The following is a 22,402-nucleotide window of genomic DNA, read 5'->3' on the forward strand; positions in this document are numbered from 1 at the left end:
TCCACATGGCCGATCGTGCCCACGTTCACGTGCGGCTTCTTGCGCTCGAATTTTTCCTTGGACATGACGAACAACCCCGAATCTGATGTGAAAACGAATGAAGTGGAGGCGAAATGCCGAATCTCAAACCCGTTGCGGATCCGCATCGTGCGGGGCCGCGAAATGGTGCTCACGAATGGAATCGAACCATCGACCTCCTCCTTACCAAGGAGGTGCTCTACCGACTGAGCTACGTGAGCGGGTGTACTTGTGCAGTCCTCCCTGACTGCGAAGAACAAAGCTGCATCCGTGCAGCACTTTTCAATACAGCCAAAAACCTTGAAGCCTTTCAGCAGTTCGATGGAGCGGGAGACGGGAATCGAACCCGCACAATCAGCTTGGAAGGCTGAGGTTCTACCATTGAACTACTCCCGCGCCGGAGGACCTGCTTGGGTGTCACGCCGGAGCTTGCACTCTCCGGATGCCGCTTCCAGCCCTTCGGCTGCCCGAAACCGCTCCTGCGATTTCGTCGAACCACGTCGGTGGATCTCGTCCACCTCCTGCGGCTCCGTTGTTCGTTGAACCTGCCCGAGGGCCGTGCCGGTGGTTCGAATCCACCTTCGGCGCAGCTCGAGTTTTTACGCAACTTGGTGGAGGGAGGTGGATTCGAACCACCGAAGGCGTGAGCCAGCAGATTTACAGTCTGCCCCCGTTGGCCGCTTGGGTATCCCTCCGGAAACTTGCTCCAGAATTTCTTGATCCGACCGCCACCCAGATGCAGCCTCGGGCACGGAGCCGCTTATTGTCCTTTCCGTCGCGCGACACTGTCAAGGTCCCGGGAACGGAAAATTCGCAATTCCCACCCTCCGCCGGCGAGGCTCAGCCCGGCACCCCGGGGCGGAACCGGCCGACCTCGACCTCCATCGCCTTCGACATCTCGATCAGGCGCCTGGCGTGCTCGGCCAGACGCCGGTCCTCGTCGTTCAGCGGCAGCCAGGGCGGTACCGCCGTCGGCTTGCCGTCCGGGGCGTCCAGGGCCACGAAGGAGATGACGCAGCTGGTGGCCACGCGCTCGACCGAGGTCTTGATGTCCCGGGCCACCACGTCGACCGCGAAATGCATGCTCGAGTTGCCGGTGTGGATCAGCTTGCAGCGCACGTTGACGATGTCGCCGATCAGGATCGGCGCGACGAACTGGATGCCGCCCAGCGCCACCGTCACGCAGTACCGGCCGCTCCAGCCGACCGCCGCGGCGTAGCCGGCCTGGTCGATCCATTTCATGACCATGCCGCCGTGCACCTTGCCGCCGAAATTCACGTCGGTCGGCTCGGCCAGGAAACGGAACTCGACCTCGCGCTGCTGACCGGGCATTTCGGTGTTCCTGGGCGATTTGCCCGGATGTGACCGCGTAGCTTAACGCGGGGAGGCCGCCTTGTGTGACCTCTGTCGCGCCGGCCGGACCCGCGGCTGCGTACCCTGTCCGGGCCGATCCAAAGGGGGATGGAAGATGGCCACGCGCGCAGCAGGCGGAATCGGGCTCATCCTGGCGCTGGCCGGCCACGCGGCCGCCAGCGAAGTGACAATCAAGAACGATTCGCTGACCGATTTCGGCAACGCCGCGATCGTGTGGGGCTTCGTCGAGGGCGAGATGGCCGGCTCGTGGCTGACCAGCCCCTGCGACGGCGACCTCGTCGCCGTGCAGATATTCTGGCGATCCCCCGCCGGCACGACGGGCGATGTGATCGGCGATTCGATCACCCTCTATCGCGAGGGCACGTTTCCGAACCCCGGCGCCGTCGCACAGACGATCGGCGGCCCCGTACTGCAGGACAATGCGCTGAACGAGTGGCGCTACCTGGACGACCAGAACACCCTGCCGCTGGTCGTCCCCGTCACCAGCGGCGAAACGATCGTCGTGGCGTTCGCCTTCGGCGAGGCGCCCCAGCCGGGCGTCGACCCGAGCGTGGTACGCGACACCGACGGCAATACCTCCGGCCGCAACGCCATCTATGCCAATCTCGGCGGCGGCAATTTCCAGTGGATCGACAGCGCCGCCGCAGGCGTCGCCGGCGACTGGGTCATCCGTGCGGTAGTCGACTGCCAGGCCATGCCGACCGATGCCGACGTCTCCGTCGCGATGACCGCCTCGGCGGAGGCCTACGTCGCCGGCGACGTGCTGCAGTACACCATCGTCGTCGCCAACGCCGGGCCGGCCCCATCGCCGAACACCTCGCTCGTCGACGTGTTCCCCGCCGTCTACGAGAATGCCACCTGGACCTGCACCGGCACCGGCGGCGCGATCTGCCCGTCCGGCAGCACCGGCAACATCATCGGTTCCGCAAGTCTGCCCTCCGGAAGCCAGCTCACGTTCGTCGCGGACGGGGTCGTCGCAGCGGGCACGGCAGCGACGCTCAGCAACTCCATGACCGCCGTCGTCAACGCACCGGTATCGGACCCGACACCGGCGAACAACACGGCGACCCTCGATCTCGCCCCCTCCATCGACGATGCGATCTTCGCCGACGGCTTCGACGGTGCCGCGATCGGGTTGAAGCCGGTTCGCGCGCGCGTCGCGCGCTGAGGGGCCGGGGGAATTCGTTCCTCCCCCGGCCCGGGCAGGCCGGGGATGGCCGGCCTACGTCAGCCGCACGCAGGAGCGCCGGACGCTCAGACGTTGAAGCGGAAGTGCAGCACGTCGCCTTCCTGCACGACGTAGTCCTTGCCTTCCAGGCGCAGGCGGCCTGCGTCGCGCGCGCCGGCTTCGCCCTTGTACTTGATGTAGTCGTCGTAGGCGATCGTCTCGGCGCGGATGAAGCCGCGCTCGAAGTCGGTATGGATCACGCCGGCCGCCTGCGGCGCGGTCGAGCCCTTTCTCACCTGCCAGGCGTGCACTTCCTTCTCGCCGGCGGTGAAGTAGGTCTGCAGGCCGAGCAGCTTGTAGCCGGCGCGGATCACCCGATTCAGGCCCGGCTCGTCCAGGCCCAGGTCCTTCAGGAACTCGTCGCGGTCGGCGTCTTCCAGCTGCGCCATCTCCTCCTCGATCGCCGCGCAGACCGGCACCACCTCGGCGCCTTCCTTCGCCGCGCGCTCGCGCACCCGGTCGAGGAACGGATTGTTCTCGAAGCCGTCTTCCTTGACGTTGGCGATGTACATCAACGGCTTGAGGGTCAGCAGGAACAGGTCGCGCAGCAGCGCCTTCTCGTCGTCGTCGAGCCCGGCCGAACGCGCCGCACGGCCTTCGTTGAGTACGCCTTGCACCTTCTGCAGCACCGGCCGGCGCGCCAGCGCGTCCTTGTCGTTGGCCTTCGCCGCGCGCTCGACGCGGTTGAGCGCCTTCTCGACCGATTCCAGATCGGCCAGGGCCAGTTCGGTGTCGATCGTCTCGATGTCGGAGATCGGGTCGATCTTGCCGGCGACGTGCACGATGTCGGTGTTCTCGAAGCAGCGCACGACGTGCGCGATCGCATCGACCTCGCGGATGTGCGCGAGGAACTTGTTGCCCAGCCCCTCGCCCTTCGACGCGCCGGCGACGAGGCCGGCGATGTCGACGAACTCGATCGAGGTCGGAATGATCTTCAGCGGCTTGGCGATACCCGACAGCGCCTCCAGGCGCGGATCAGGCACCGGCACGACGCCGACGTTCGGATCGATCGTGCAGAACGGGAAGTTCGCCGCCGCGATGCCGGCCTTGGTGAGCGCGTTGAACAGGGTCGACTTGCCGACGTTCGGCAGGCCGACGATGCCGCATTTGATGCCCATGGCTTTAAATCCGGGAATGGAGAATCGGGAATCGGGAATCGTAAGAGCAGGCTTTTACGATTCCCGATTCCCCATTCTCGATTCCCGCCTCTGACTACTCCCGATTTCCGGTCGTGTGCAACTGCTTCATCGCCGCCTCGAACTGGCCCGCCACAGCCAGCGGCAGCACGTCCAGGGAGCGCCCGATCGCCTCGAGCATCGCCCCCTCGTCAGCGGCGGACGGGCGTCCGAGCACCCAGCCGTGCACCCGGTCCTTGTGGCCGGGATGGCCGATGCCCAGGCGCAGGCGATGGAACTTGCCGTGGCCGACGTGCGCGAACAGGTCGCGCAATCCGTTCTGGCCGCCGTGGCCGCCGTCGAATTTCAGCCGCGCCACGCCTGGCGGCAGATCGAGGTCGTCGTGCACGACCAGCATTTCTTCCGGCGCGATCTTCCAGTAGCGCAGCGCGGCACCGACGGAGGCGCCGCTCGCGTTCATGTAGGTGGTCGGCTTGAGCAGCCAGACCGGACCGCCGGCCAGCGAAATCTTGGCGGTTTCGCCGCGCAGCTTCGATTCGACGCCGAAACGCGCGCCCTCGCGCTGCGCCAGGGCATCCACCAGCCAGAACCCGGCGTTGTGCCGGGTCCTGAGGTGCTCGGCCCCGGGGTTGCCGAGGCCGACGATGAGGCGAAGTCCGCTCATGACCAGACCACTCCCCGCGCCGCGCCCTCCCGCGCGAGCGCGGGAAGGACGGCGGCTGCCGCGCCGGGCGCGGCAGCGACGGAGAGCCGGGTTTTACTTCTTCTCGTCCTTCTTCGCGGCAGCGGCGGGCGCGGCCGCAGCAGCCGCTTCACCCTCGCCCGCTTCCGGAGCGGCCTCGGCTTCCTCGCGCACTTCCTTGGCGACGACGACAGCGTGGTCGTGCTCCTTGCCCAGGCGCAGTTCCGGAATCTCCACGCCCTTGGGCAGCTTGAGGTCGGACAGGTGCAGGATGTCGTCGACCTTCAGCTCGCCCAGGTCGACCTCGATGTACTCCGGCAGGTTGCCCGGCAGGCACGAGACTTCGACTTCGTTGAGCTCGTGCGTGATGACCACGCCCGAGGTCTTGCCGGCCGGCGAGCCTTCCTGGTTCAGGAAGTGCAGCGGCACGCGCACGCGGATCGCCTCGTTCTCGTTCACGCGCTGGAAGTCCAGGTGCAGCACGAGCTGCTTGAACGGATGGCGCTGCATGTCGCGCAGCAGCACCTTCTGCACGTCGCCGTTGAGGCTGAGGTCGAGGATGGACGAGTAGAACCACTCGTTCTGGCTCGCGTGCCAGACGTCCTTGTGCAGGATCTGGATGCTGACCGGCTTCAGCTCACCGCCGTAGACGATCGCCGGAACGAAACCCGCGCGACGCAGGCGGCGGCTCGCACCCTTGCCTTCGTCATCGCGCTTCTCAACGCTGATTTGATGTGTCTTTGCCATTTTCGTGTTGCCTTTGTTGCCGTGAAGCCGCCTCGCGGCGGCATGGATCCTCTCCCGCGACCAGGAGAGGGGGTGAATACCGGGAATGGGGAATCGGGAATGGAGAATCGTCGAAGCGAAAGCGCCGCCTTTCCGATTCTCCATTCTCCATTCCCGATTCCCGCTCCTCAATCTACGTACAGCGAACTCACCGATTCGCCGTAGGCGATGCGGCGGATCGTCTCGGCCAGCAGCTCCGCCACCGACAGCTGGCGGATGCGGCCGCTGGCCTTCGCCGCGTCCGACAGCGGAATCGTGTCGGTGACGACGAGCTCGTCCAGCGCCGAGCCGGTGATGTTCTGGATCGCCGGACCCGACAGCACCGGATGCGTGCAGTAGGCCACGACCTTGCGCGCACCGCGCTTCTTCAGCGCCGCCGCCGCCGCGCACAGCGTGCCGGCGGTGTCGACGATGTCGTCCACCAGCACGCAGACCTTGTTCTCGACCTCGCCGATGATGTTCATCACCGTCGCCTCGTTGGCGCGCGGGCGGCGCTTGTCGATGATCGCCAGGTCCGCGTCGTCCAGGCGCTTGGCGATCGCGCGCGCGCGGACCACGCCGCCGACGTCCGGCGAGACCACGATCAGGTCGTCCTTGGCGTAGTAGCGCCAGATATCGGCCAGCAGCACGGGCGAGGCGTAGACGTTGTCGAGCGGGATGTCGAAGAAGCCCTGGATCTGGTCGGCGTGCAGGTCGACCGTCAGCACCCGGTCGGTACCGACCACGCCGATCATCTCGGCGGCGACCTTGGCCGTGATCGGCACGCGCGCCGAGCGCGGCCGGCGGTCCTGCCGCGCATAGCCGAAGTACGGGATCACCGCGGTCACGCTGGCCGCCGATGCGCGCTTGAGCGCGTCGATCAGGGCCAGCAGATCCATGAAATTGTCGGCCGTCGGCGCGCAGGTCGGCTGCACGACGAAGACTTCCTGCCGGCGCACGTTCTCCTCGATCTCGACCTGCACCTCGCCGTCGCTGAAGCGACCGACCAGCGCCTTGCCGAGGGGAACGTTCAGTTCGGCGCAGATCGCCGAAGCGAGTGCGCGATTCGCATTTCCGGTGAAAACGAGGATGCCGGGGCTGTTCACGTTGGTGTCCACGCTGCAAAACTCCGATACGCAAACCGCCGGCGCCGTGGCACCGTGACGAACCGCTGGATTGGCTGGGGCGGCAGGATTCGAACCTGCGAATGCCGGGATCAAAACCCGGTGCCTTACCGCTTGGCGACGCCCCACTAACGAGCGAAGCGGGCTCCTGCCCGCCTCGCATGAAAACGGTCGCAGCCAAGCTGCGCCACGTTTTCGTCGCCGCGGTGCTCCGCACCGCGCGGGTGGTACGTCCTGTACCACAAGAAGCCTAGCCACGGTGCTTCCAAACACCGCAACCATCCAAACCGTGAAGCCGTTGCCTCACCTCTCCCGCTCGCGGGAGAGGTCGCGCCGCAGGCGCGGGTGAGGGAAACGCTTGCACCGGCCTGTCAGGGCCGCCCTCATCCGCCTTCGGCACCTTCTCCCGCGAGCGGGAGAAGGAAAAACTGTTACCGCGTCGGCGCCGTCAACCCGCTTCGATCCGCCATTCCTCGAGCCGCGCGAGCAGCGGAGAAACCGCCACCCCGCGTGCGGCGAAGCCACGCATTCCGTGCGGCGGACTTTCCACGATCTTCATTGCCGTTTCGCGCGCGTCGACCGCGACGAAGACGCAGCCACCCGAGCCGCTGAGCCTCGCTTCGCCGTGCCGGCCGAGCCAGTCCAGCGCTCGCGCCACCGCGGGAAAGCGTTCGCGCACGACCGGCTCGAACACATTGCCCGTCCGGACGCCCGCAAGGAAGTGCGGAATTGTCAGCTGCGGTGCAGCACGTGTCAATTCCGGGGCCGCGAAAAGGGCCGCCGTCGGCACCGCGGCACCGGGGTCCAGGACGGCGTACCAGCGCTGCGGAAGATCGACCGGGGCGAGGCGCTCGCCCACCCCTTCGGCCCAGGCGCTGCGCCCGCGCACGAATACCGGCACGTCGGCCCCCAGGCGCAGGCCTAGCGCGGCCAGCTCGTCCTCGCCCAGGCCGGTCCGCCACAGGGCGTTCAGCGCGACCAGGGCGGTCGCCGCGTCGGAACTGCCGCCGCCGAGCCCTCCGCCGAGCGGAATGCGCTTGTCGATCGCGATGTCGGCGCCGAGCCGGACGCCCGCGGCTGACTGCAGCAGGCGCGCCGCGCGCACGGCCAGGTCGGCTTCCGGGGCGACCCCGGCCATGGGGTCGACGCGGCGGATCTCGCCGTCCCGGCGCGGACGCAGGCGCAGCGTGTCGCCCCAGTCCAGCAGCTGGAACACCGTCTGCAGCAGGTGATAGCCGTCGGCGCGGCGGCCGACGATGTGCAGGAACAGGTTCAGCTTCGCCGGTGCCGGCCAGTCGCTCCAGCCGGCGCCGGGCGCCGCCTCGTCCGTCACGGCGGATTCCACTCGCGGATCGCCAGCCGCACCTTGTACTCGCCCTGCGCGGCGAACACCCGCGTCGGCAGCGCCGGATCGCGCGAAGTGTCGTAGTCGAGGTACTGCACCTTCCAGCCGCCCTCGTCGATCTCGGCCGGCAGGCCGTCGGCGCGGAACGCGATGCGCGCGTCCGGCGAGGCGCGCAGGCCGCGCACCCAATGCGTCAGTTCGGCGACCGGCACGTGCCAGCCCAGCTCGCGCTGCAGCAGGCTCTGCGCATCGCCGGCCTCGACCGGCTGCTCGCGCAGCCCCTGCAGCGTGGTGTGCCCGGCGTCGCCGGACAGGGTCCAGGTCTTGCCGGTGACCGGCGCGTGCACGCTGAAGCGGAACGCGTCGCCGCGCTGGCTCCATTCGAGCGAGCCGCTGCCGCTGTCGCGGCCGTCGGAAACGCCGAGGCGGCCGCGCAGGCTCCAGTCCGCCCGCGCGCCGAGCGCCTGCTCCCGCGCGGCCTGCTGATCCAGCAGCGCGGCGTCCGCCGGCACGATCGGCGGCTTCACGCGGGGGCCGACGCAGGCGGCGAGCAGGGACGCCGCGGCGAGCACGGCGAGGCGAATCCGCGTGCGCCGGCTCATGAGGTCAGCCGCTTGATCGTTTCGAGCAGCACCTTGTTCTTGGGATCCTTCCTGCGCCCCTCGTCCCAGATCCGGCGCGCCTCGTCGCGCTCGCCCTTGACCCACAGCACCTCGCCCAGATGCGCGGCGATGTCGGGTTCGGGCTGCTTCTCGTAGGCGCGGCGCAGCTGTTTCAGCGACGCGTCGAGATCGCCCAGGCGGTAGTGCAGCCAGCCCAGGCTGTCGATGATCGCCGGCTCGTTCGGCTTCAGCTCGATCGCGCGGCGGATCAGCTCGCGCGCCTCGCCCAGCTTGGGACTGCCGCGCGGGCTGCCGTCGGCGATCGTGTAGCCGAGCGCGTTCATCGCCTCGGCGTCGTCGGGCTTGAGCTCGACCACGCGCCGCAGGTCGCGCTCGGCGGAATCCGCATCGCCCTGCTCGACCGCGAGCAGCGCGCGCGCGTAGAGCAGCCGCGTGTCGTCCGACAGCACGCCGAGCGCCCGCTCGTAGACCGCCAGCGCATCGCGCGGACGCTGCCTGCGCACGAACAGCTCGGCCTCCAGGAGATAGGCGCTGCCGAGCTGCTCGCTGTCCTCGCCGGTCTGCGCCTGCAGCTGGTGCAGGAAATCCAGCGCTTCCGCCTCGCGTCCGAGCTGGTCGAGCAGGACCGCTTCGCGGATGCGCGCGTCGAACCAGTGCTCGTCGTCGTCGCCGACCTCGCGGTACCACTCCAGCGCCTCGGCGCGCTTGTCGAGCATCTCGCCGACCTGGCCGAGCAGGTACGAGCGTTCGCCGGAACGCTCGCCCTTGCCGGCCTGCATCTCGCGATAGAGCCGCGTCAGGGCGGCCTTGTCCTCGGCACGCGCGGCGTAGGCGGCGCGCGAGGCAAACGTGGTGTCGTTCTGCGGCCCGCGCTCGAGCGCACGGGCGGCGGCGGCGTTGTCGCCGGCATCGGCCAGCAGCGCGGCGTAGCCGCCGCGCAGGCGCAGGCTGTCCGGATCGCGCTTCAGCGCCTCGGCGTACTGCGCGCGCGCGGCTGCCTTGTCGCCGCGATCGAGCGCCAGACGCGCGCTCCAGGCGTAGCTTTCGCTGCCGTGGAACGTCGACACGGCGCGATCGGCGAGGCGCTGCGCGACGCCCTTGTCGCCGAGCTTGAAGGCGAGCTGGCTCATCGCGATCCAGTTGGTCTCCTTCGCCGCCAGGTGTTCGGGCGTGGCCAGGCGCTCGAGCAGCTTCGCAGCCGCGGCCTTGTCCGGTGCATTCAGCAGAGCCTGTGCGACCAGCCGCCAGCTCTGGTCGTCGCCGCGCGCGGCCAGCGCGGCGAGGTCGACGTAGGCGTCGTCGGCACGCTGTTCGCCGAGCGCAAGCGCCGCGCGCGACTGCACGATGCCCCGCTCCTTCGGCGCGAGCTGCTGCCAGCGGGCCAGCGCACGGCGCGCCATCGGCCATTGCCGGACCGCCAGCGCCAGCCGGGTGGCTTCCTCGGCCACGGCGGGGTCGTCGGACAGGTCGGCCGCCTCGGCATAGCCCTGCGCGCCGGCGGCGAGATCGTCGCCCTGCAGGGCGAACTGGGCCGCCAGCAGCTTCAGCATCAGGTCGTTCTCGGGCGCGACCGCGGTCACCGCCGGCGGCGCCGGCGCGTCGCCGGCCGCGGTCTTGCGCGGCAGCGGCGCGCAGGCCGCCGTGGCGATCGCCAGCACGACACCGACGACGCCGAAACGAACCCGGTTTGGATGGCGGTGCGGCATTCCGTCGTGCATGCAAAGCCTTGTCTTGCTTGATATCGCGGGACCGCGCCCGCACAATTCGCGGCGCTCGGCGCAATCGCTGCGCCAATGTCGACATCGGTCGCGAGCTAGCTTAGCCGATCCCGTCGTCGCTGATTCCACCGTCGAGACCCGCCGCGCCACACTTCCACCGCTCGATATGGCCCTGGTCGCCCTCGGACTCAACCACCTGACCGCACCGGTCGCCCTGCGCGAGCGTGCCGCGTTCCCGCCCGAAGCGACCTCCCCGGCGCTGGCGGACCTGCTGGCCGAGCCGGGCGTGCGCGAGGCGGCGATCCTGTCGACCTGCAACCGCACCGAGCTGTACTGCACGGTCGAACCCGGTGCGGAAGGCGTTCCGGCCTCCTGGCTGCAGCGTCACCAGGACCTGACCCGCGCGCGCGTCGACGAGTTCCTCTACCGCCACCACGACGCCGACGCGGTGCGCCATCTGTTCCGCGTCGCCACCGGCCTGGAGTCGATGGTGCTCGGCGAGCCGCAGATCCTGGGCCAGGTCAAGGACGCCTACGCCCTCGCCCGCGATGCCAACACCCTGAAGGCGCCGCTCGAGCGCCTGTTCCAGAACACCTTCGCCGTCGCCAAGCGCGTGCGCACCGACACGCGCATCGGCGCCAACTCGGTTTCCGTCGCGTTCACTGCGGTGCGCCTGGCCGAGCGCGTGTTCGCCGACCTGCGCGAGGCCTGCGTGCTGCTGATCGGCGCCGGCGAGACGATCGAGCTGGCCGCGCGCCACCTGACCGAGGCGAAGGTGCGCCGGCTGATCGTCGCCAACCGCACGCTCGACCACGCCCAGACCCTGGCCACGCGCTTCGGCGGCTACGCGATCGCGCTGGCGGACCTCGGCAAGCACCTGGCGGAAGCCGACATCGTGATCGCCTCGACCGCCAGCCGCGAGCCGGTGCTCGGCCGCGACCAGGTCGCCGCGGCGATCGCCGCGCGCCGGCGCAGGCCGATGTTCCTGGTCGACATCGCGGTACCGCGCGACATCGATCCGGCCGCGGCGGAGATCGAGGACGTCTACCTCTACACGATCGACGACCTGCGCCAGGTCATCGACGATAACCTGCGCTCGCGCCGCGAAGCGGCACGCGAGGCCGAAGCGATGATCGAGCTGTCGGTCGAGCACTTCATGGGCTGGTGGCGCGCGCTCGACGCGCACAACCCGCTGGTGGACCTGCGCCGCGTCGCCGAATCCAGCCGCGACGAGACGCTGGCCAAGGCGCAGGCGATGCTGGCGCGCGGCAAGTCGCCGCAGGAGGCGCTCGCCTTCCTCGCCAACACGCTGACCAACAAGCTGCTGCACGCACCGAGCGCGAACCTGCGCGCCGCCGCGCTGCGCGGCGACGAAGAACTGCTGCGCGCAGCGGAGCGGTTGTTCGACACCGAGCCGGTCGGCGGCGACGAGCGCGAGCGTTAGCTGGACATGCCGGGCTGAGGGCAGAGGGCTGAGGGCCGCCAGGCACGCAGCGAAGCCACCGGTCTGCCGCTCTTCAGCCCTCGCCCCTCAGCCCTCAGCCCTTTTCCGCCCATGCAACCCACCATCCGCCGCAAGCTCGAACAACTGGCCGAGCGCCACGAGGAACTGGAACATCTCCTGGCCAGCGCCGAAGTGCTCGCCGACGCGAAACGCCTGCGCGAGGTTTCGCGCGAACACGCGCAGCTGACGCCGCTGACGGAATCGCTGCGCGCCTACGACGAAACCGGCAGCGCGCTCGAATCGGCGCAGGCGATGCTGCGCGACCCCGAGCTGAAGGACCTGGCGGTGGAGGAAGTCGCCACGCTCGAAGCCGAGCGCAGCCGGCTCGAAGACGAGCTCAACCGCCTGCTGATCCCGAAGGATCCGCGCGACGAGGGCAACCTGTTCCTGGAGATCCGCGCCGGCACCGGCGGCGACGAGGCAGCGATCTTCGCCGGCGACCTCATGCGCATGTACCTGCGCTACGCCGAACGGCGGCGCTGGAACGTGGAGATCCTCTCCGCCAACGAGGGCGAGCACGGCGGCTACCGCGAAGTCATCGCGCGCGTCGAAGGCCACGGCGCGTACTCGCGCCTGAAGTACGAATCGGGCACGCACCGCGTGCAGCGTGTGCCGGAAACCGAGGCGCAGGGCCGCATCCACACCTCAGCGGCGACGGTCGCGATCCTGCCCGAGCTGGACGAGGTCGACGACATCGAGATCAAGGACGCCGACCTGAAGGTCGACACGTTTCGCGCCTCGGGCGCGGGCGGCCAGCACGTCAACAAGACCGACTCGGCGATCCGCATCACGCATCTGCCGAGCGGCATCGTCGTCGAATGCCAGGACGAGCGCAGCCAGCACAAGAACCGGGCGCGCGCGATGTCGCTGCTGAAAGCGCGCCTGCTCGACGACGCGCAGGCCAAGCAGACTGCCGCGCAAGCCGAGTCGCGCAAGCTGCAGGTCGGCTCCGGCGACCGCAGCCAGCGCATCCGCACCTACAACTTCCCGCAGGGCCGCGTGACCGACCACCGCATCAACCTGACTTTGTACCGCCTGCCGGAAATCATCGCCGGCGATCTCGACGAACTGGTCGACGCGCTGACGCGCGAGGACCAGGCCGATCAGCTGCAGCGGTTGACCGCGGCGGGCTGACCGCTCAGGGCGTGCGGCCGGCGACGGCGGTTTCGAGCTTCAGCACGGAGTCGAAGGCCGGCGTGGGATCGTCTCCGTCGGCGGCGATCGACTCGCCGGGGCGGTTCCATTCGCACTTCGGCGGCGAAAAGCGCGTGCCGCGCAAGCCGAAGCAGACCGGTACCAGCGCGACGCCGGCCAGCGGACGGCCGCCGACCACTTCGGGAGTGAACGTCCAGCGTTTCACCGCCGCGATCGCGGCGTCGACCAGCGCCTTGTCCGCGTACGGGGCACCTTCGTCGGCGGCCAGCTCCGACACCTGCCCGTCTTCGCCGTAACGCACCTTCAGCAGAACCAGGCCCTGCCGGCGCGCACGCACCGATACTTCCGGATAGTTCGGCGCCACCATCTTGCCGTAGCCGCCGCCGGTGCCGGCGCGGACCACGCGCAGGCTCGAACGCCCATCGTCGATCGGCGTCACCTGCAGCGCGAGGTGCAGCTTCGATTCGGTCACGGCGGCCTGACCATCGATCGCGCCAGGCTTGAAGCGCCAGCTGCGGATTTCCCGTTCCAGCCGATCCTTCAGCTCCGGCCCCAGCCTGCTCTCGCTGTCCAGACGCGTGACGCTTCCGCTCGCATCGACGGTGATGCTCCACGTCAGGTAAACGACCTGCGGCTGCGCCGCGGCGTGAACGAAGGCCGCGCCGATCATGGCCGCGGCGGCGGCGAGTACACGAACGAGTTTCTTCACCAGTTCCGTCTCCTTTCCGGGATTGTCGGGCGGCGTCTCCGGGCAGCCGGGCCGCTCAGAGCGTCCTGCCGATCACGTCGCTGAGCAGCTTGGCTGCCGGATCGACGGCGACCCGCTGGCCGCTGCCGATCGCCGAGCGCTTGCGCGGCGGCGTCCATTCGCAGGCGCCGTCGGCGGGCGGCATCCGGTTGCGCGCCATCGAAACGCACATCGGGATGACGACGTCCGCGGCGACCGCCTGCCCTCCCACGCGCTCCGGCGCGAAGGTCGCGCCCTTCATGACGATCTCCATGTTCCTGCGCACGCCGGACGGCACCTCGGGCGTGCCGGCTTCGGGCGTGACCGAGACGACCTTGCCGTCGCGGTCGTAGGCCACGCGCATCACGTAAAGATAGGTTCCTTCGCGCACGTCGCGCGGATTGACACGCAGGGTCGGGAGCTTGCGGATGCCGCCGCCGGTGCCGACGTCGTCGATGCGGATCGCGTAGCCGTCGGTTCCGCTCGGCTCGAGCACGACCGACACATTCAATGTCGTCTCGGTCGGCTGCGGCCGGCCGTCGATGCGGCCCGGCTCGAACGTCCAGCCGCGGATCGCACGTTCGAGCGGCTCGCCGAGGATCGGCTTGAGCGAGGTCGTCTGCTTCAGCGCCACGACGTGCCCTTGCGCGTCGAGCGATACCGCCCACTCCCCGGCTGTCCTGAGCGGCTTGTCGGCCGCCGGCTCCGCCGTCGCCACGCCGGCCAGCAGCGCGGCCGCGACCACCGCTGCGAACGTTCTCTTCATCGCTCTTCTCCCTCGTGCGACGCCGGCCGTAAGGCTCCCGGATCCCCTTGCGCGACGAGTATCGAATCCGCCGTGCGCGGGCGCAACCACCGGGCGTGGCACAAACCGGCCGCGTCGGTTAGCGTGCCCGGATGACCGAAACCACGTCCGCGGCGCCGCAGGCCGCACTGCAACCGATCGCCGAACTGCTCGAACGCGGCCGCCTCGCCGAAGCCGAGACGCACGCCGCCGAGCTGCGCCGCCGCTTCCCGGCTGATGCCCAAACCCTGCGCCTGCATGCGATCGCGCTGCTGCAGCTGGGCCGCACCGCCGATGCGCTCGCCGCGCTGCGCGAGGCGCAGCATCTGGCACCGCGCTCGATCGAAATCCTGTGCAACCTCGGCAGCGCGCTGCTCGCCGAAGGCGACGCGGCGGCGGCCGTCGCCGCGCTGGAACAGGCATTCGCGCTGGCACCGGCGCATCCGGCGGTATCGAACGGCCTCGGCAACGCGCGCCGCGCGACCGGCGACCTCGCCGGCGCGATCGAGGCCTATCGCGCCGGCACGCGCGCCGCGCCGGACTATCCCGGCACCTGGTTCAACCTGGCCGCGGTCGAACTCGCGCTCGGCGACCTCGCGCAGGCCGAGCGCGACGTGCGCCACGCGCTGACGCTCGTTCCGGGCCATCCGGAAGGCCTGCTGCTGCTCGGCCACGTGTTCGCCGCGCAGCGCCGCCATGCCGAAGCCGAAGCCGCCTACGCGGCCGGCGCGCGCGCCGCGCCGCGCGATGCGCGTTTTCCTTACCAGATCGGGCTGATGGCCGAGGAGCAGCGCAAATTCGCGCTCGCCGCCGAGGCGCACGCGCACGCGCTGGCGCTGGATCCGAACCTGCATCACGCACTCGGCCAGCTCGTCTTCCTGCGCCGCCAGCTGTGCGACTGGCGCGATCTCGACGCGCTGTCGGCGAACCTGCGCGCACGCGTGCGCGCCGGCGCGCCTGGCATCGCGCCGTTCGGCTTCCTGTCCGAACCGGCCGACGCCGCCGAGCAGCTGCACTGCGCGCGCAATGCCGCGCGCGACGTCGAGGCGAATGCGGCGAGGCTGCGCGAGCGCCTCGCCTTCGAACCGGCGGCGCCCGCGGCGGACGCGCCGCTGCGCGTGGGCTTCGTCTCGAACGGTTTCGGCAACCATCCGACCGGGCTGCTGACCGTGGCGATGTTCGAATCGCTGCACGCCCTGCGCCGGGACGGGCACGGCCTGCAGGTCGAGCTGTTCGCCACCGCCGCGGACGACCAGGGCCCGATCCGCCGGCGCCTGTGCGAAGCGACACAGGCGCTGCACGAATGCTCGGACCTTTCCGCGCTCGCCCTGGCGCGCCGCATCCGCGAACGCGAGGTCGAGATCCTGGTCGACCTGCGCGGCTGGGGCGGCGGCGGCGTCGGCGAGGCGCTGGCGCTGCGGCCGGCGCCGCTGCAGGTCGGCTGGCTAGCCTATCCGGGCACGTCCGGAGCGCCGTGGATCGACTACACGATCGCCGACCGCGTCGTGCTGCCGGACGTACTGCGCGCGCAGTTCTCCGAGGCGGTCGCCTGGCTGCCGCGCTGCTTCCAGCCGTCCGACCCGTCGCGCGCGGTCGGCGATCCACCGCCGCGCGCGGGGTGCGGCCTGCCGGAGGCCGGCGTCGTCTACGTCTGCTTCAACAACAGCTACAAGATCAATCCGGCGGCGTTCGAGCGTCTGCTCGCGGTGCTGCGCGGCGTGCCCGGCTCGGTGCTGTGGCTGTTGTCCGGACCGGATCGCGCCGACGAGCGCCTGCGCGCCGAGGCGCAGCGGCGCGGCGTCGATGCGGCGCGGCTGGTGTTCATGCCCAAGCTGCCGCACGCGGAGTATCTGGCGCGCTACCGCCACGCCGACCTGTTCCTCGATACGGCGCCGTACGGCGCGCACACCACCGCTTCGGATGCGATCTGGGCGGGCTGCCCGGTGCTGACCGTGGCCGGCGCGACCTTCGCCTCGCGCGTGGCGGCGAGCCTGAACCACCACCTGGGCCTGCCGGCGCTGAACGCGGGCGACGACGCGGCCTTCGTCGACGCGGCGGTCCGCCTGGGCGGCGATGCCGGCGCACGCGCGGTGCTGCGCGCGGAACTGGCCGAACGGCGGCGCGACAGCGGCCTGTTCGACATGAGCGGCTTCGCCGCGGACTTCGCCGCGGTGCTGCACGAGATGTCGCGCCGCCATCGTGCCGGCGAGCGGCCGGCACCGATCGGCTAGAGGCTTTTTGGGCGAAACGTCCCTCGTCCGGCGCGGCGCGCCAGCCTCTCCGCGAGCGGGAGAAGGGAAAACCGCGGTTTCCTGCCACGGCTTCCCGTCGCTGCCGGGCCGCGCTACGCTCGGCGCATGACTGCCCAAGCCGATTTCGTTCCGCTGAACCTGTGCGTGCTGACCGTGTCCGACACGCGCAGCGCCGCCGACGACACCTCCGGCGACTACCTGATTCTCTCGCTCGGACAGGCCGGCCACCGGCTGGTCGAACGGCGCATCGCCAAGGACGACCGTTACCTGGTGCGGGCGATCGTCGCGACGTGGATCGCCGACGAGAACGTGCACGGCATCATCGTCAGCGGCGGCACCGGCTTCACCGGCCGCGATTCCACGCCGGAAGCGATCCTGCCGCTGCTCGACAAGGAAATGCCCGGCTTCGGCGAGACGTTCCGCCTGATCAGCTACGAGGAGATCGGCACCTCGACCATGCAGTCGCGCGCCTTCGCCGGCCTGTCGAACAACACCTTCGTGTTCTGCCTGCCGGGCTCCACCTCGGCCTGCCGCACGGCCTGGGAAAAGCTGATCCGGGCGCAGCTGGACGCGACCACCCGCCCCTGCAACCTGGCCGGCCTGCTGCCGCGCCTGCGCGAAACCTGATCGGCGAACCTGACACCATCCGCAGCACGGAGACGGTCACGTGGAAAAGCTGAAGAAGAAGCAGTACGCGAGCGAACTCGAAGAACTGCACAAGCAGCTGGTCGACCTGCAGCACTCGATCATCGCCACCGGCAAGCGCGTGGCGGTGATCTTCGAAGGCCGCGACGCGGCCGGCAAGGGCGGCGTGATCAAGGCGATCAGCGAGCCGCTCAACACGCGCTACACGCGCACCGTCGCCCTGCCCAAGCCGAACGACCGCGAGGCGACGCAGTGGTACTTCCAGCGCTACGTCGAGCACCTGCCGGCCGCCGGCGAGCTCGTGCTGTTCGACCGCAGCTGGTACAACCGCGCCGGCGTCGAGCACGTGATGGGCTTCTGCGACCAGGCGCAGTACCGCCGCTTCATGGCCGACTGCCCCGTGTTCGAGAAGCTGCTCGCCGACGACGGCCTGATCCTGCTCAAGTACTGGCTCGCGGTCGACCAGGAACAGCAGGAGGAGCGCTTCGCCGAACGCGCCACCGATCCGCTCAAGCGCTGGAAGATCTCGCCGGTCGACGTCCGCGCGCGCGAGCAGTACGCCGCCTACGGCACGGCGCGCGACGCCATGCTCAAGGCCACGCACGCGCAGTGGGCGCCGTGGTTCGTGGCCGACTTCAACGACCAGAAGCGCGGCCGCCTCAACCTGATCACGCACCTGCTCTCGCGTCTGCCCGAGCGGGCGCCGCCGGCCAAGGCCCCGAAACTGCCCAGGCTCAAGGGCAAGCCGGAGCGCGAGCGCCTGGCCGACAAGCGCTTCTGGATTCCCGAGGCGGTCTGACTCCGCGTGGGACTGTGACGGGATAGAGACAACTCCTGTCCTGATGAGTCTGCTTTTCACACCCCGTATACCCCGCGCGGCGGATGCTGCCCGCGTCGGTGGGAACGTCCGTGGGGGGCGCGTCCGTTGCCGACGTTCAAGGACGCGCGGGACACGGCGACGCCGAAACGCCACGGCGGCGCGGAGCATTGCGTTCGTTCGTCGAGGGGGCAGCGTGAAAGCCGGCCGCGCGAAGACATGAATCCGCTGGTGCCGCTCTGGGTGCTGCTGGCCAACGTGGCGGTGCTCCTCGCAGGCTGGCTGATCCAGCGCCGGCTGCGCAATGCCGGCCTCGCCGACCTGCTGTGGGCGTGCTGCATCTGCGCCAGCGCGATCTACTACGCGGTGGTTTCGTCCGGCTCGCCGACCTCGCAGCTGCTGGTCGCCCTGATGGGAGGGCTGTGGGGCTTCCGGCTGATCATGCACCTGCTGCGCCGCATCCTGGTCGAGCGCGAGGACGCGCGCTACCGTCACCTGCGCGAGGCGCGGCCCGACGACGAAGGCCTGTTCTTCGGCCTGTTCGTACTGCGCGCGCTCTCGGCGAACCTGTATTCGCTGCCGCTGTACGTCGCGGCGAGCAATCCGCTGGCCGACGTCGACGTCTGGACCCTGCTCGCCGCGGCGACCTACCTGATCGGAATGTCCGGCGAGGCCTACGCCGACCTGCAGCTGTCGACCTTCCGCAACAACCCGCGGCATCTGGGCCACACCTGCCGGCGCGGCCTGTGGCGCTACTCGCGCCATCCGAACTATTTCTTCAGCGCCGTGCACTGGTCCAGCTACGCGTTCCTCGCGGTCGGCATGCCGTGGCCGCTGTGGTCGCTGACCCTGCTCGGCCCGCTGCTGACCGTGCTCGGCTGGGTCGTGTCGATTCCGGCCGCCGAAGCGCAGGCGATCCGCACGCGCGGCGACGACTACCGCCACTACCGAGCGGCGACGCCGATGCTGCTGCCGTGGTTTCCGCGCGGATGGCCGGACGACCAGCCGGAAACCTCGTCGTGGCAGACGCCGCTGCCGCCGTCGCGACGGACCGTGCGTGCGGCGACGCGGGTGCCGCCGCAGGCCTACGTGCGCCGCGAGACGCCGCCGCCGCCGTCGAGGACGAGCGGCAGCGAGATCTCGCCGGACGGCTGACGCGCGCCGCCTACGGGCGGCGCTCGAGTTCCGGACTCTCGCGCGTGACCGGCATCAGGTCGGTCTTCGACACGCCGAGCCAGTACAGGATCGGGTTGGCGAAGAAGATCGACGACAGCGTGCCGATCACGATGCCGACCAGCATCGTCAGGCCGAAGCCGTGCACGGCCGGACCGCCGACGAAGTACAGCGCGAACATCGACAGCGCCGTGGTCACCGAGGTCATGATGGTGCGCGACAGCGTCTGGTTGATGGACTTGTTCAGGATCGAATACGAGTCGGCCTTGCGCGTCAGGCGGAACAGTTCGCGCACGCGGTCGAAGACGACGACCTTGTCGTTGATCGAGTAGCCGATCACCGCGAGCAGCGCGGCCAGCACGGTCAGGTCGAAATCGATCTGCATCAGCGAGAAGAAGCCCAGCGTCAGGATCGTGTCGTGGATTTCGCTGGCGATCGCGGCGATCGCGAAGCGCTTCTCGAAGCGGATGCCGATGTAGATCATGATGCCGATCATCACGAACACGGCGGCGACGATGCCGTCGTTGCGCAGGTCCGCGCCGACCGACGAGCCGACCAGGTCCGGCGGACGCTTCAGCGCCACGTCCGCACGCTCCTTGGACAGCGCGGCGATGACGTCGGCGCCGACGCGCGCGGCGTCCTTCTGCTCCTCGTGCGGCTGCAGGCGGATGGAGACCTCGCGCGTGCTGCCGGCGCTCTGCACCTGCGCGCCGTGGAAGCCGCCGGCGTCGAGCGCCGCGCGCACCTGGTCGACTTCGATCGGCTGCTCGTACTTCGCCTCCACCAGCACGCCGCCGGTGAAGTCCAGCGCGTAGTTGAGCCCGCGCGTGAAGATCAGCGCGAGCGAGGCGATCATCAGGACGATCGAGATCGTCACGCTGATCTTGCGCCAGCCGAGGAAGTCGATGTTGCTGTTCGGGTTGAAAAGTTCCATTACGCCGCTCCCGCGCTGGTGTAGCCGCTGCCGATCGACAAGCCCTTCAGCTTGCGCCCGCGGTGCACGAAGTTGGTGATCGCATGCGAGACCGTGACCGAGGTGAACATCGAGGTCAGGATGCCGATGAACAGCGTCACGCCGAAGCCGCGGATCGCGCCGGAACCCAGGGTCATCAGCGCCAGCGCGGCGAGCAGGTGGGTCACGTTGGCGTCGAGAATTGTCGCCCAGGCCTTGTCGTAGCCGGCGCGGATCGAAGCCAGCGGCGAGGAGCCGTTGCGCAGTTCCTCGCGGATGCGCTCGCAGATCAGCACGTTCGCGTCGATCGCCATGCCCAGGGTCAGCACGATGCCGGCGATGCCGGGCATCGTCAGGGTCACGCCGATCGCGCTCATCACGGCGAGCAGCAGCACGAGGTTGAAGAACAGGGCGACGTCGGCGATCAGGCCGAACACCCAGTAGTAGAACGCCATGAAGATCAGCACCGCGACGAGGCCGAGCAGCACCGCCTTGATGCCCTTCTCGATGTTGTCCTTGCCCAGGCTCGGGCCGATCACGCGCTCCTCGACGATGTCGACCGGCGCTGCGAGCGAGCCGGACCGCAGCATCAGGGCGAGGTCGGAGGCGACCTTGTTGCTCTCCAGGCCGGTGGTGGAGAACTGGTTGGAGAACACGCCGCGGATGTTGGCGACGCTGATGACTTCCTCGGTGATCTTCGTGCTGCGCACTTCCTTGCCGTCGACGATCTTGGTCTCCGGCGTGCGCTCGATGTAGACCACCGCCATCGGCTTGCCGACGTTCTGCGAGGTGAAGTCGAGCATCTTCTTGCCGCCGACGGAATTGAGCCGCACCGACACGGCCGGCGTGCCGGTCTGCGGATCGGGCGCGCTCGACGCGTCGACCATCTCGTCGCCGCTGACGATGATCTTCTTCTTCAGCAGGACCGGCTGCTTCTGCCCGCCCGGACCGAGCTCGCGGCGGAAGTAGAGCTTGCTGTCCGGCGGCACGACGCCGCCATTGGCGGCCTCGACCGCGTTGCCGCCCTCGTCGACCGCGTGGTACTCCAGCGTGGCGGTCGCGCCGAGGATCTTCTTCGCCTCGGCCGTGTCCTGCACGCCCGGCAGCTCGACCGCGATGCGCGATTCGCCCTGCTGCTGGATCAGCGGCTCGGCCACGCCGAGCGCGTTGATGCGGTTGCTCAGGGTCGCCTGGTTCTGGCGGATCGTGTTCAGCGCGATCTCGCGCACCTTCTCCGGCTTCACGCTGGCGTTGAGCGTGTAGGCCTCGCCGACCTGGGCGCCTTCGGCGATGGTCAGGTCCGGCACGCCGATACGGATCGCGCCGAGGGCCGCGTCGCGGTCCTCCGCGCTGCGCAGCTGCACGACCAGCCCCTGCGGGCCGCGGCCGACCGACTGGTAGCGGATGTTCTTGTCGCGCAGGGTCGTGCGGATGTCGTCGGCGTAGCGCTGCAGCTGCTTCTCGAGCACTTCCTTGTCGTCCACTTCCATCAGGAAGTGCACGCCGCCCTGCAGGTCCAGACCCTTGGGCATTTCACGCGCACCGATCGCGCGCATCCAGGCCGGCACGGTCGAGGCGAGGTTCGGCGCGACCGTGTACTGGTCGCCGAGCGCCTGCTTGAGATCCTCGACCGCCTTGGTCTGCTCGTCGCTGGCGCCGACCGGCAGGCGCACCAGCAGGTGGGTGCCGGTCAGGTCGATCGCATCGAAGCCGATCTTCTGCTTCTCCAGCGCGCCCTGCACTTTCTCCTTCAGCGCCTGGTCCACGGTCGCGCCGCGGTTGGCGATGATCTGCACGGCCGGTTGCTGCACGAACAGGTTCGGCACGCCGTACAGCACGCCGAGCAGCAGCACGACGACGACGAGCGCGTATTTCCAGCGGGGAAAATCGTTCATTTGTTAGGGCTGAGGGCTGAGGGCTGAGGGCCGAGGGCCGGGAAATGCGCAGGCGCGGCCCGCACGTCCGGAGCGGCGTGCGGGCGATGGAAAAACGGAGATCACGCGGACTTCAGCGTGCCCTTCGGCAGCACCGCCGAGATCGCCTGCTTCTGCAGCTTGACCACCACGTTCGGCGCGACTTCGAGCGTGACGAACTGCTCGGCGATGTCCTCGATGCGGCCGAGCAGGCCGCCGTTGGTCAGCACTTCGTCGCCCTTGGCCAGCGCGCCGATCATCGCGCGCTGCTCCTTCGCGCGCTTCATCTGCGGGCGGATCAGCATGAAGTAGAAGACACCGAACAGGATCAGCAGCGGCAGGAAGGAAAGCAGCGGGTTCGGCGCGGGGCCCGGCGCGGCGGCCTGGGCATAGGCGTTGGCGATGAAGAAGTCCATGGTGTCTCCAGTGATTCCGCGGCCGGCGCGAACGGCCGGCCGTTAGAAAAA

At 69.3% G+C, this 22,402-nt stretch carries 20 protein-coding genes and 4 tRNA genes; 7 read left to right on the forward strand and 17 right to left on the reverse strand.

Translation table 11 applies throughout. The features are described from left to right. Positions 1 to 163: 163 nt before the first annotated feature. From ACFO6Q_RS18970 to ACFO6Q_RS18985, 4 genes are all read right to left on the reverse strand, one after another. A tRNA-Thr gene (locus tag ACFO6Q_RS18970) sits at positions 164 to 239 on the reverse strand. Between the two features lie 101 nt (positions 240 to 340). Continuing rightward, positions 341 to 414: transfer RNA gene (locus tag ACFO6Q_RS18975), tRNA-Gly, on the reverse strand. Positions 415 to 627: 213 nt separating this feature from the next. After that, positions 628 to 713, reverse strand: a tRNA-Tyr gene (locus tag ACFO6Q_RS18980). Between the two features lie 145 nt (positions 714 to 858). Then, positions 859 to 1,350, reverse strand: coding sequence for an acyl-CoA thioesterase (locus ACFO6Q_RS18985; protein WP_380022711.1), 492 nt, complete (start codon positions 1,348 to 1,350; stop codon positions 859 to 861). Between the two features lie 136 nt (positions 1,351 to 1,486). On the opposite strand from ACFO6Q_RS18985, the gene ACFO6Q_RS18990 reads away from it, so the two are divergent. Next, complete coding sequence (locus ACFO6Q_RS18990; protein WP_380022713.1) at positions 1,487 to 2,560, forward strand: hypothetical protein; 1,074 nt, start codon at positions 1,487 to 1,489, stop codon at positions 2,558 to 2,560. 86 nt (positions 2,561 to 2,646) lie between these two features. Here ACFO6Q_RS18990 and ychF read toward each other — a convergent pair whose 3' ends face one another. The 8 genes from ychF to ACFO6Q_RS19030 form a co-directional block, all read right to left on the reverse strand. Then, entirely contained in the window at positions 2,647 to 3,738 is a 1,092-nt protein-coding gene (ychF, locus tag ACFO6Q_RS18995) for a redox-regulated ATPase YchF (protein ID WP_380022714.1), read from the reverse strand. A gap of 94 nt (positions 3,739 to 3,832) precedes the next feature. Beyond that, positions 3,833 to 4,420: an aminoacyl-tRNA hydrolase gene (gene pth / locus ACFO6Q_RS19000; RefSeq protein WP_380022715.1), complete on the reverse strand. Its 588-nt coding sequence runs from the start codon at positions 4,418 to 4,420 to the stop codon at positions 3,833 to 3,835. Between the two features lie 93 nt (positions 4,421 to 4,513). Beyond that, the gene (locus ACFO6Q_RS19005) at positions 4,514 to 5,185 is read right to left on the reverse strand and encodes a 50S ribosomal protein L25/general stress protein Ctc (protein WP_380022717.1); all 672 of its coding nucleotides are present in this window, start codon (positions 5,183 to 5,185) and stop codon (positions 4,514 to 4,516) included. 167 nt (positions 5,186 to 5,352) lie between these two features. Beyond that, positions 5,353 to 6,309 (reverse strand): ribose-phosphate diphosphokinase, encoded by a 957-nt coding sequence (locus tag ACFO6Q_RS19010; RefSeq protein WP_380022888.1) that lies wholly within the window; start codon positions 6,307 to 6,309, stop codon positions 5,353 to 5,355. A gap of 71 nt (positions 6,310 to 6,380) precedes the next feature. Further along, a tRNA-Gln gene (locus ACFO6Q_RS19015) sits at positions 6,381 to 6,455 on the reverse strand. A gap of 320 nt (positions 6,456 to 6,775) precedes the next feature. After that, positions 6,776 to 7,660, reverse strand: a complete 885-nt coding sequence (gene ispE, locus ACFO6Q_RS19020; protein ID WP_380022718.1) for a 4-(cytidine 5'-diphospho)-2-C-methyl-D-erythritol kinase — start codon at positions 7,658 to 7,660, stop codon at positions 6,776 to 6,778. Further along, positions 7,657 to 8,274, reverse strand: a complete 618-nt coding sequence (lolB, locus tag ACFO6Q_RS19025; RefSeq protein ID WP_380022720.1) for a lipoprotein insertase outer membrane protein LolB — start codon at positions 8,272 to 8,274, stop codon at positions 7,657 to 7,659. The genes ispE and lolB overlap by 4 nt, the downstream gene beginning before the upstream one ends. Further along, entirely contained in the window at positions 8,271 to 10,013 is a 1,743-nt protein-coding gene (locus ACFO6Q_RS19030; protein WP_380022721.1) for a tetratricopeptide repeat protein, read from the reverse strand. Before ACFO6Q_RS19030 ends, lolB begins: the two co-directional genes overlap by 4 nt. A gap of 166 nt (positions 10,014 to 10,179) precedes the next feature. Here ACFO6Q_RS19030 and hemA point away from each other — a divergent pair, with 166 nt between their 5' ends. Together hemA and prfA are read left to right on the forward strand one after the other, a co-directional pair. After that, entirely contained in the window at positions 10,180 to 11,457 is a 1,278-nt protein-coding gene (hemA, locus tag ACFO6Q_RS19035; protein ID WP_380022722.1) for a glutamyl-tRNA reductase, read from the forward strand. A gap of 111 nt (positions 11,458 to 11,568) precedes the next feature. Further along, positions 11,569 to 12,651 (forward strand): peptide chain release factor 1, encoded by a 1,083-nt coding sequence (prfA, locus tag ACFO6Q_RS19040; RefSeq protein WP_380022723.1) that lies wholly within the window; start codon positions 11,569 to 11,571, stop codon positions 12,649 to 12,651. 4 nt (positions 12,652 to 12,655) lie between these two features. On the opposite strand, the gene ACFO6Q_RS19045 is transcribed toward prfA, so the two are convergent. Together ACFO6Q_RS19045 and ACFO6Q_RS19050 are read right to left on the reverse strand one after the other, a co-directional pair. Continuing rightward, positions 12,656 to 13,381 (reverse strand): energy transducer TonB, encoded by a 726-nt coding sequence (locus ACFO6Q_RS19045; protein ID WP_380022724.1) that lies wholly within the window; start codon positions 13,379 to 13,381, stop codon positions 12,656 to 12,658. Positions 13,382 to 13,436: 55 nt separating this feature from the next. After that, entirely contained in the window at positions 13,437 to 14,165 is a 729-nt protein-coding gene (locus tag ACFO6Q_RS19050; RefSeq protein ID WP_380022725.1) for an energy transducer TonB, read from the reverse strand. A gap of 131 nt (positions 14,166 to 14,296) precedes the next feature. Here ACFO6Q_RS19050 and ACFO6Q_RS19055 point away from each other — a divergent pair, with 131 nt between their 5' ends. From ACFO6Q_RS19055 to ACFO6Q_RS19070, 4 genes are all read left to right on the forward strand, one after another. Next, positions 14,297 to 16,414, forward strand: coding sequence for an O-linked N-acetylglucosamine transferase, SPINDLY family protein (locus ACFO6Q_RS19055; RefSeq protein WP_380022727.1), 2,118 nt, complete (start codon positions 14,297 to 14,299; stop codon positions 16,412 to 16,414). 126 nt (positions 16,415 to 16,540) lie between these two features. Then, entirely contained in the window at positions 16,541 to 17,062 is a 522-nt protein-coding gene (gene moaB / locus ACFO6Q_RS19060; RefSeq protein ID WP_380022729.1) for a molybdenum cofactor biosynthesis protein B, read from the forward strand. Between the two features lie 40 nt (positions 17,063 to 17,102). Beyond that, positions 17,103 to 17,879: a polyphosphate kinase 2 gene (gene ppk2, locus ACFO6Q_RS19065; RefSeq protein WP_380022730.1), complete on the forward strand. Its 777-nt coding sequence runs from the start codon at positions 17,103 to 17,105 to the stop codon at positions 17,877 to 17,879. Positions 17,880 to 18,116: 237 nt separating this feature from the next. After that, the gene (locus tag ACFO6Q_RS19070) at positions 18,117 to 19,052 is read left to right on the forward strand and encodes a DUF1295 domain-containing protein (RefSeq protein ID WP_380022731.1); all 936 of its coding nucleotides are present in this window, start codon (positions 18,117 to 18,119) and stop codon (positions 19,050 to 19,052) included. 10 nt (positions 19,053 to 19,062) lie between these two features. Here ACFO6Q_RS19070 and secF read toward each other — a convergent pair whose 3' ends face one another. From secF to yajC, 3 genes are all read right to left on the reverse strand, one after another. Then, a complete protein-coding gene (secF, locus tag ACFO6Q_RS19075; RefSeq protein ID WP_380022733.1) occupies positions 19,063 to 20,004 on the reverse strand; it encodes a protein translocase subunit SecF in 942 nt (313 codons plus the stop codon). Continuing rightward, positions 20,004 to 21,917: a protein translocase subunit SecD gene (gene secD, locus ACFO6Q_RS19080; protein ID WP_380022735.1), complete on the reverse strand. Its 1,914-nt coding sequence runs from the start codon at positions 21,915 to 21,917 to the stop codon at positions 20,004 to 20,006. The genes secF and secD overlap by 1 nt, the downstream gene beginning before the upstream one ends. Before the next feature lie 101 nt (positions 21,918 to 22,018). Then, positions 22,019 to 22,351, reverse strand: coding sequence for a preprotein translocase subunit YajC (gene yajC, locus ACFO6Q_RS19085; RefSeq protein ID WP_291188614.1), 333 nt, complete (start codon positions 22,349 to 22,351; stop codon positions 22,019 to 22,021). Between the last annotated feature and the right edge of the window lie 51 nt (positions 22,352 to 22,402).

The organism is Dokdonella ginsengisoli, from assembly GCF_042652785.1.
Lineage (GTDB): Bacteria > Pseudomonadota > Gammaproteobacteria > Xanthomonadales > Rhodanobacteraceae > Dokdonella_A > Dokdonella_A ginsengisoli.

Excerpts from the sequence above, each read along its gene's own strand:
- secD (WP_380022735.1), bottom strand. The coding sequence starts at position 21,917 with ATGAACGATTTTCCCCGCTGGAAATACGCGCTCGTCGTCGTCGTGCTG.
- hemA (WP_380022722.1), top strand. The coding sequence starts at position 10,180 with ATGGCCCTGGTCGCCCTCGGACTCAACCACCTGACCGCACCGGTCGCC.
- ACFO6Q_RS18990 (WP_380022713.1), top strand. The coding sequence starts at position 1,487 with ATGGCCACGCGCGCAGCAGGCGGAATCGGGCTCATCCTGGCGCTGGCC.
- ACFO6Q_RS19070 (WP_380022731.1), top strand. The coding sequence starts at position 18,117 with ATGAATCCGCTGGTGCCGCTCTGGGTGCTGCTGGCCAACGTGGCGGTG.
- ychF (WP_380022714.1), bottom strand. The coding sequence starts at position 3,738 with ATGGGCATCAAATGCGGCATCGTCGGCCTGCCGAACGTCGGCAAGTCG.
- pth (WP_380022715.1), bottom strand. The coding sequence starts at position 4,420 with ATGAGCGGACTTCGCCTCATCGTCGGCCTCGGCAACCCCGGGGCCGAG.
- ACFO6Q_RS19030 (WP_380022721.1), bottom strand. The coding sequence starts at position 10,013 with ATGCACGACGGAATGCCGCACCGCCATCCAAACCGGGTTCGTTTCGGC.
- ACFO6Q_RS19005 (WP_380022717.1), bottom strand. The coding sequence starts at position 5,185 with ATGGCAAAGACACATCAAATCAGCGTTGAGAAGCGCGATGACGAAGGC.
- secF (WP_380022733.1), bottom strand. The coding sequence starts at position 20,004 with ATGGAACTTTTCAACCCGAACAGCAACATCGACTTCCTCGGCTGGCGC.
- yajC (WP_291188614.1), bottom strand. The coding sequence starts at position 22,351 with ATGGACTTCTTCATCGCCAACGCCTATGCCCAGGCCGCCGCGCCGGGC.
- moaB (WP_380022729.1), top strand. The coding sequence starts at position 16,541 with ATGACTGCCCAAGCCGATTTCGTTCCGCTGAACCTGTGCGTGCTGACC.
- ACFO6Q_RS19050 (WP_380022725.1), bottom strand. The coding sequence starts at position 14,165 with ATGAAGAGAACGTTCGCAGCGGTGGTCGCGGCCGCGCTGCTGGCCGGC.
- ACFO6Q_RS19055 (WP_380022727.1), top strand. The coding sequence starts at position 14,297 with ATGACCGAAACCACGTCCGCGGCGCCGCAGGCCGCACTGCAACCGATC.
- lolB (WP_380022720.1), bottom strand. The coding sequence starts at position 8,274 with ATGAGCCGGCGCACGCGGATTCGCCTCGCCGTGCTCGCCGCGGCGTCC.
- prfA (WP_380022723.1), top strand. The coding sequence starts at position 11,569 with ATGCAACCCACCATCCGCCGCAAGCTCGAACAACTGGCCGAGCGCCAC.
- ACFO6Q_RS18985 (WP_380022711.1), bottom strand. The coding sequence starts at position 1,350 with ATGCCCGGTCAGCAGCGCGAGGTCGAGTTCCGTTTCCTGGCCGAGCCG.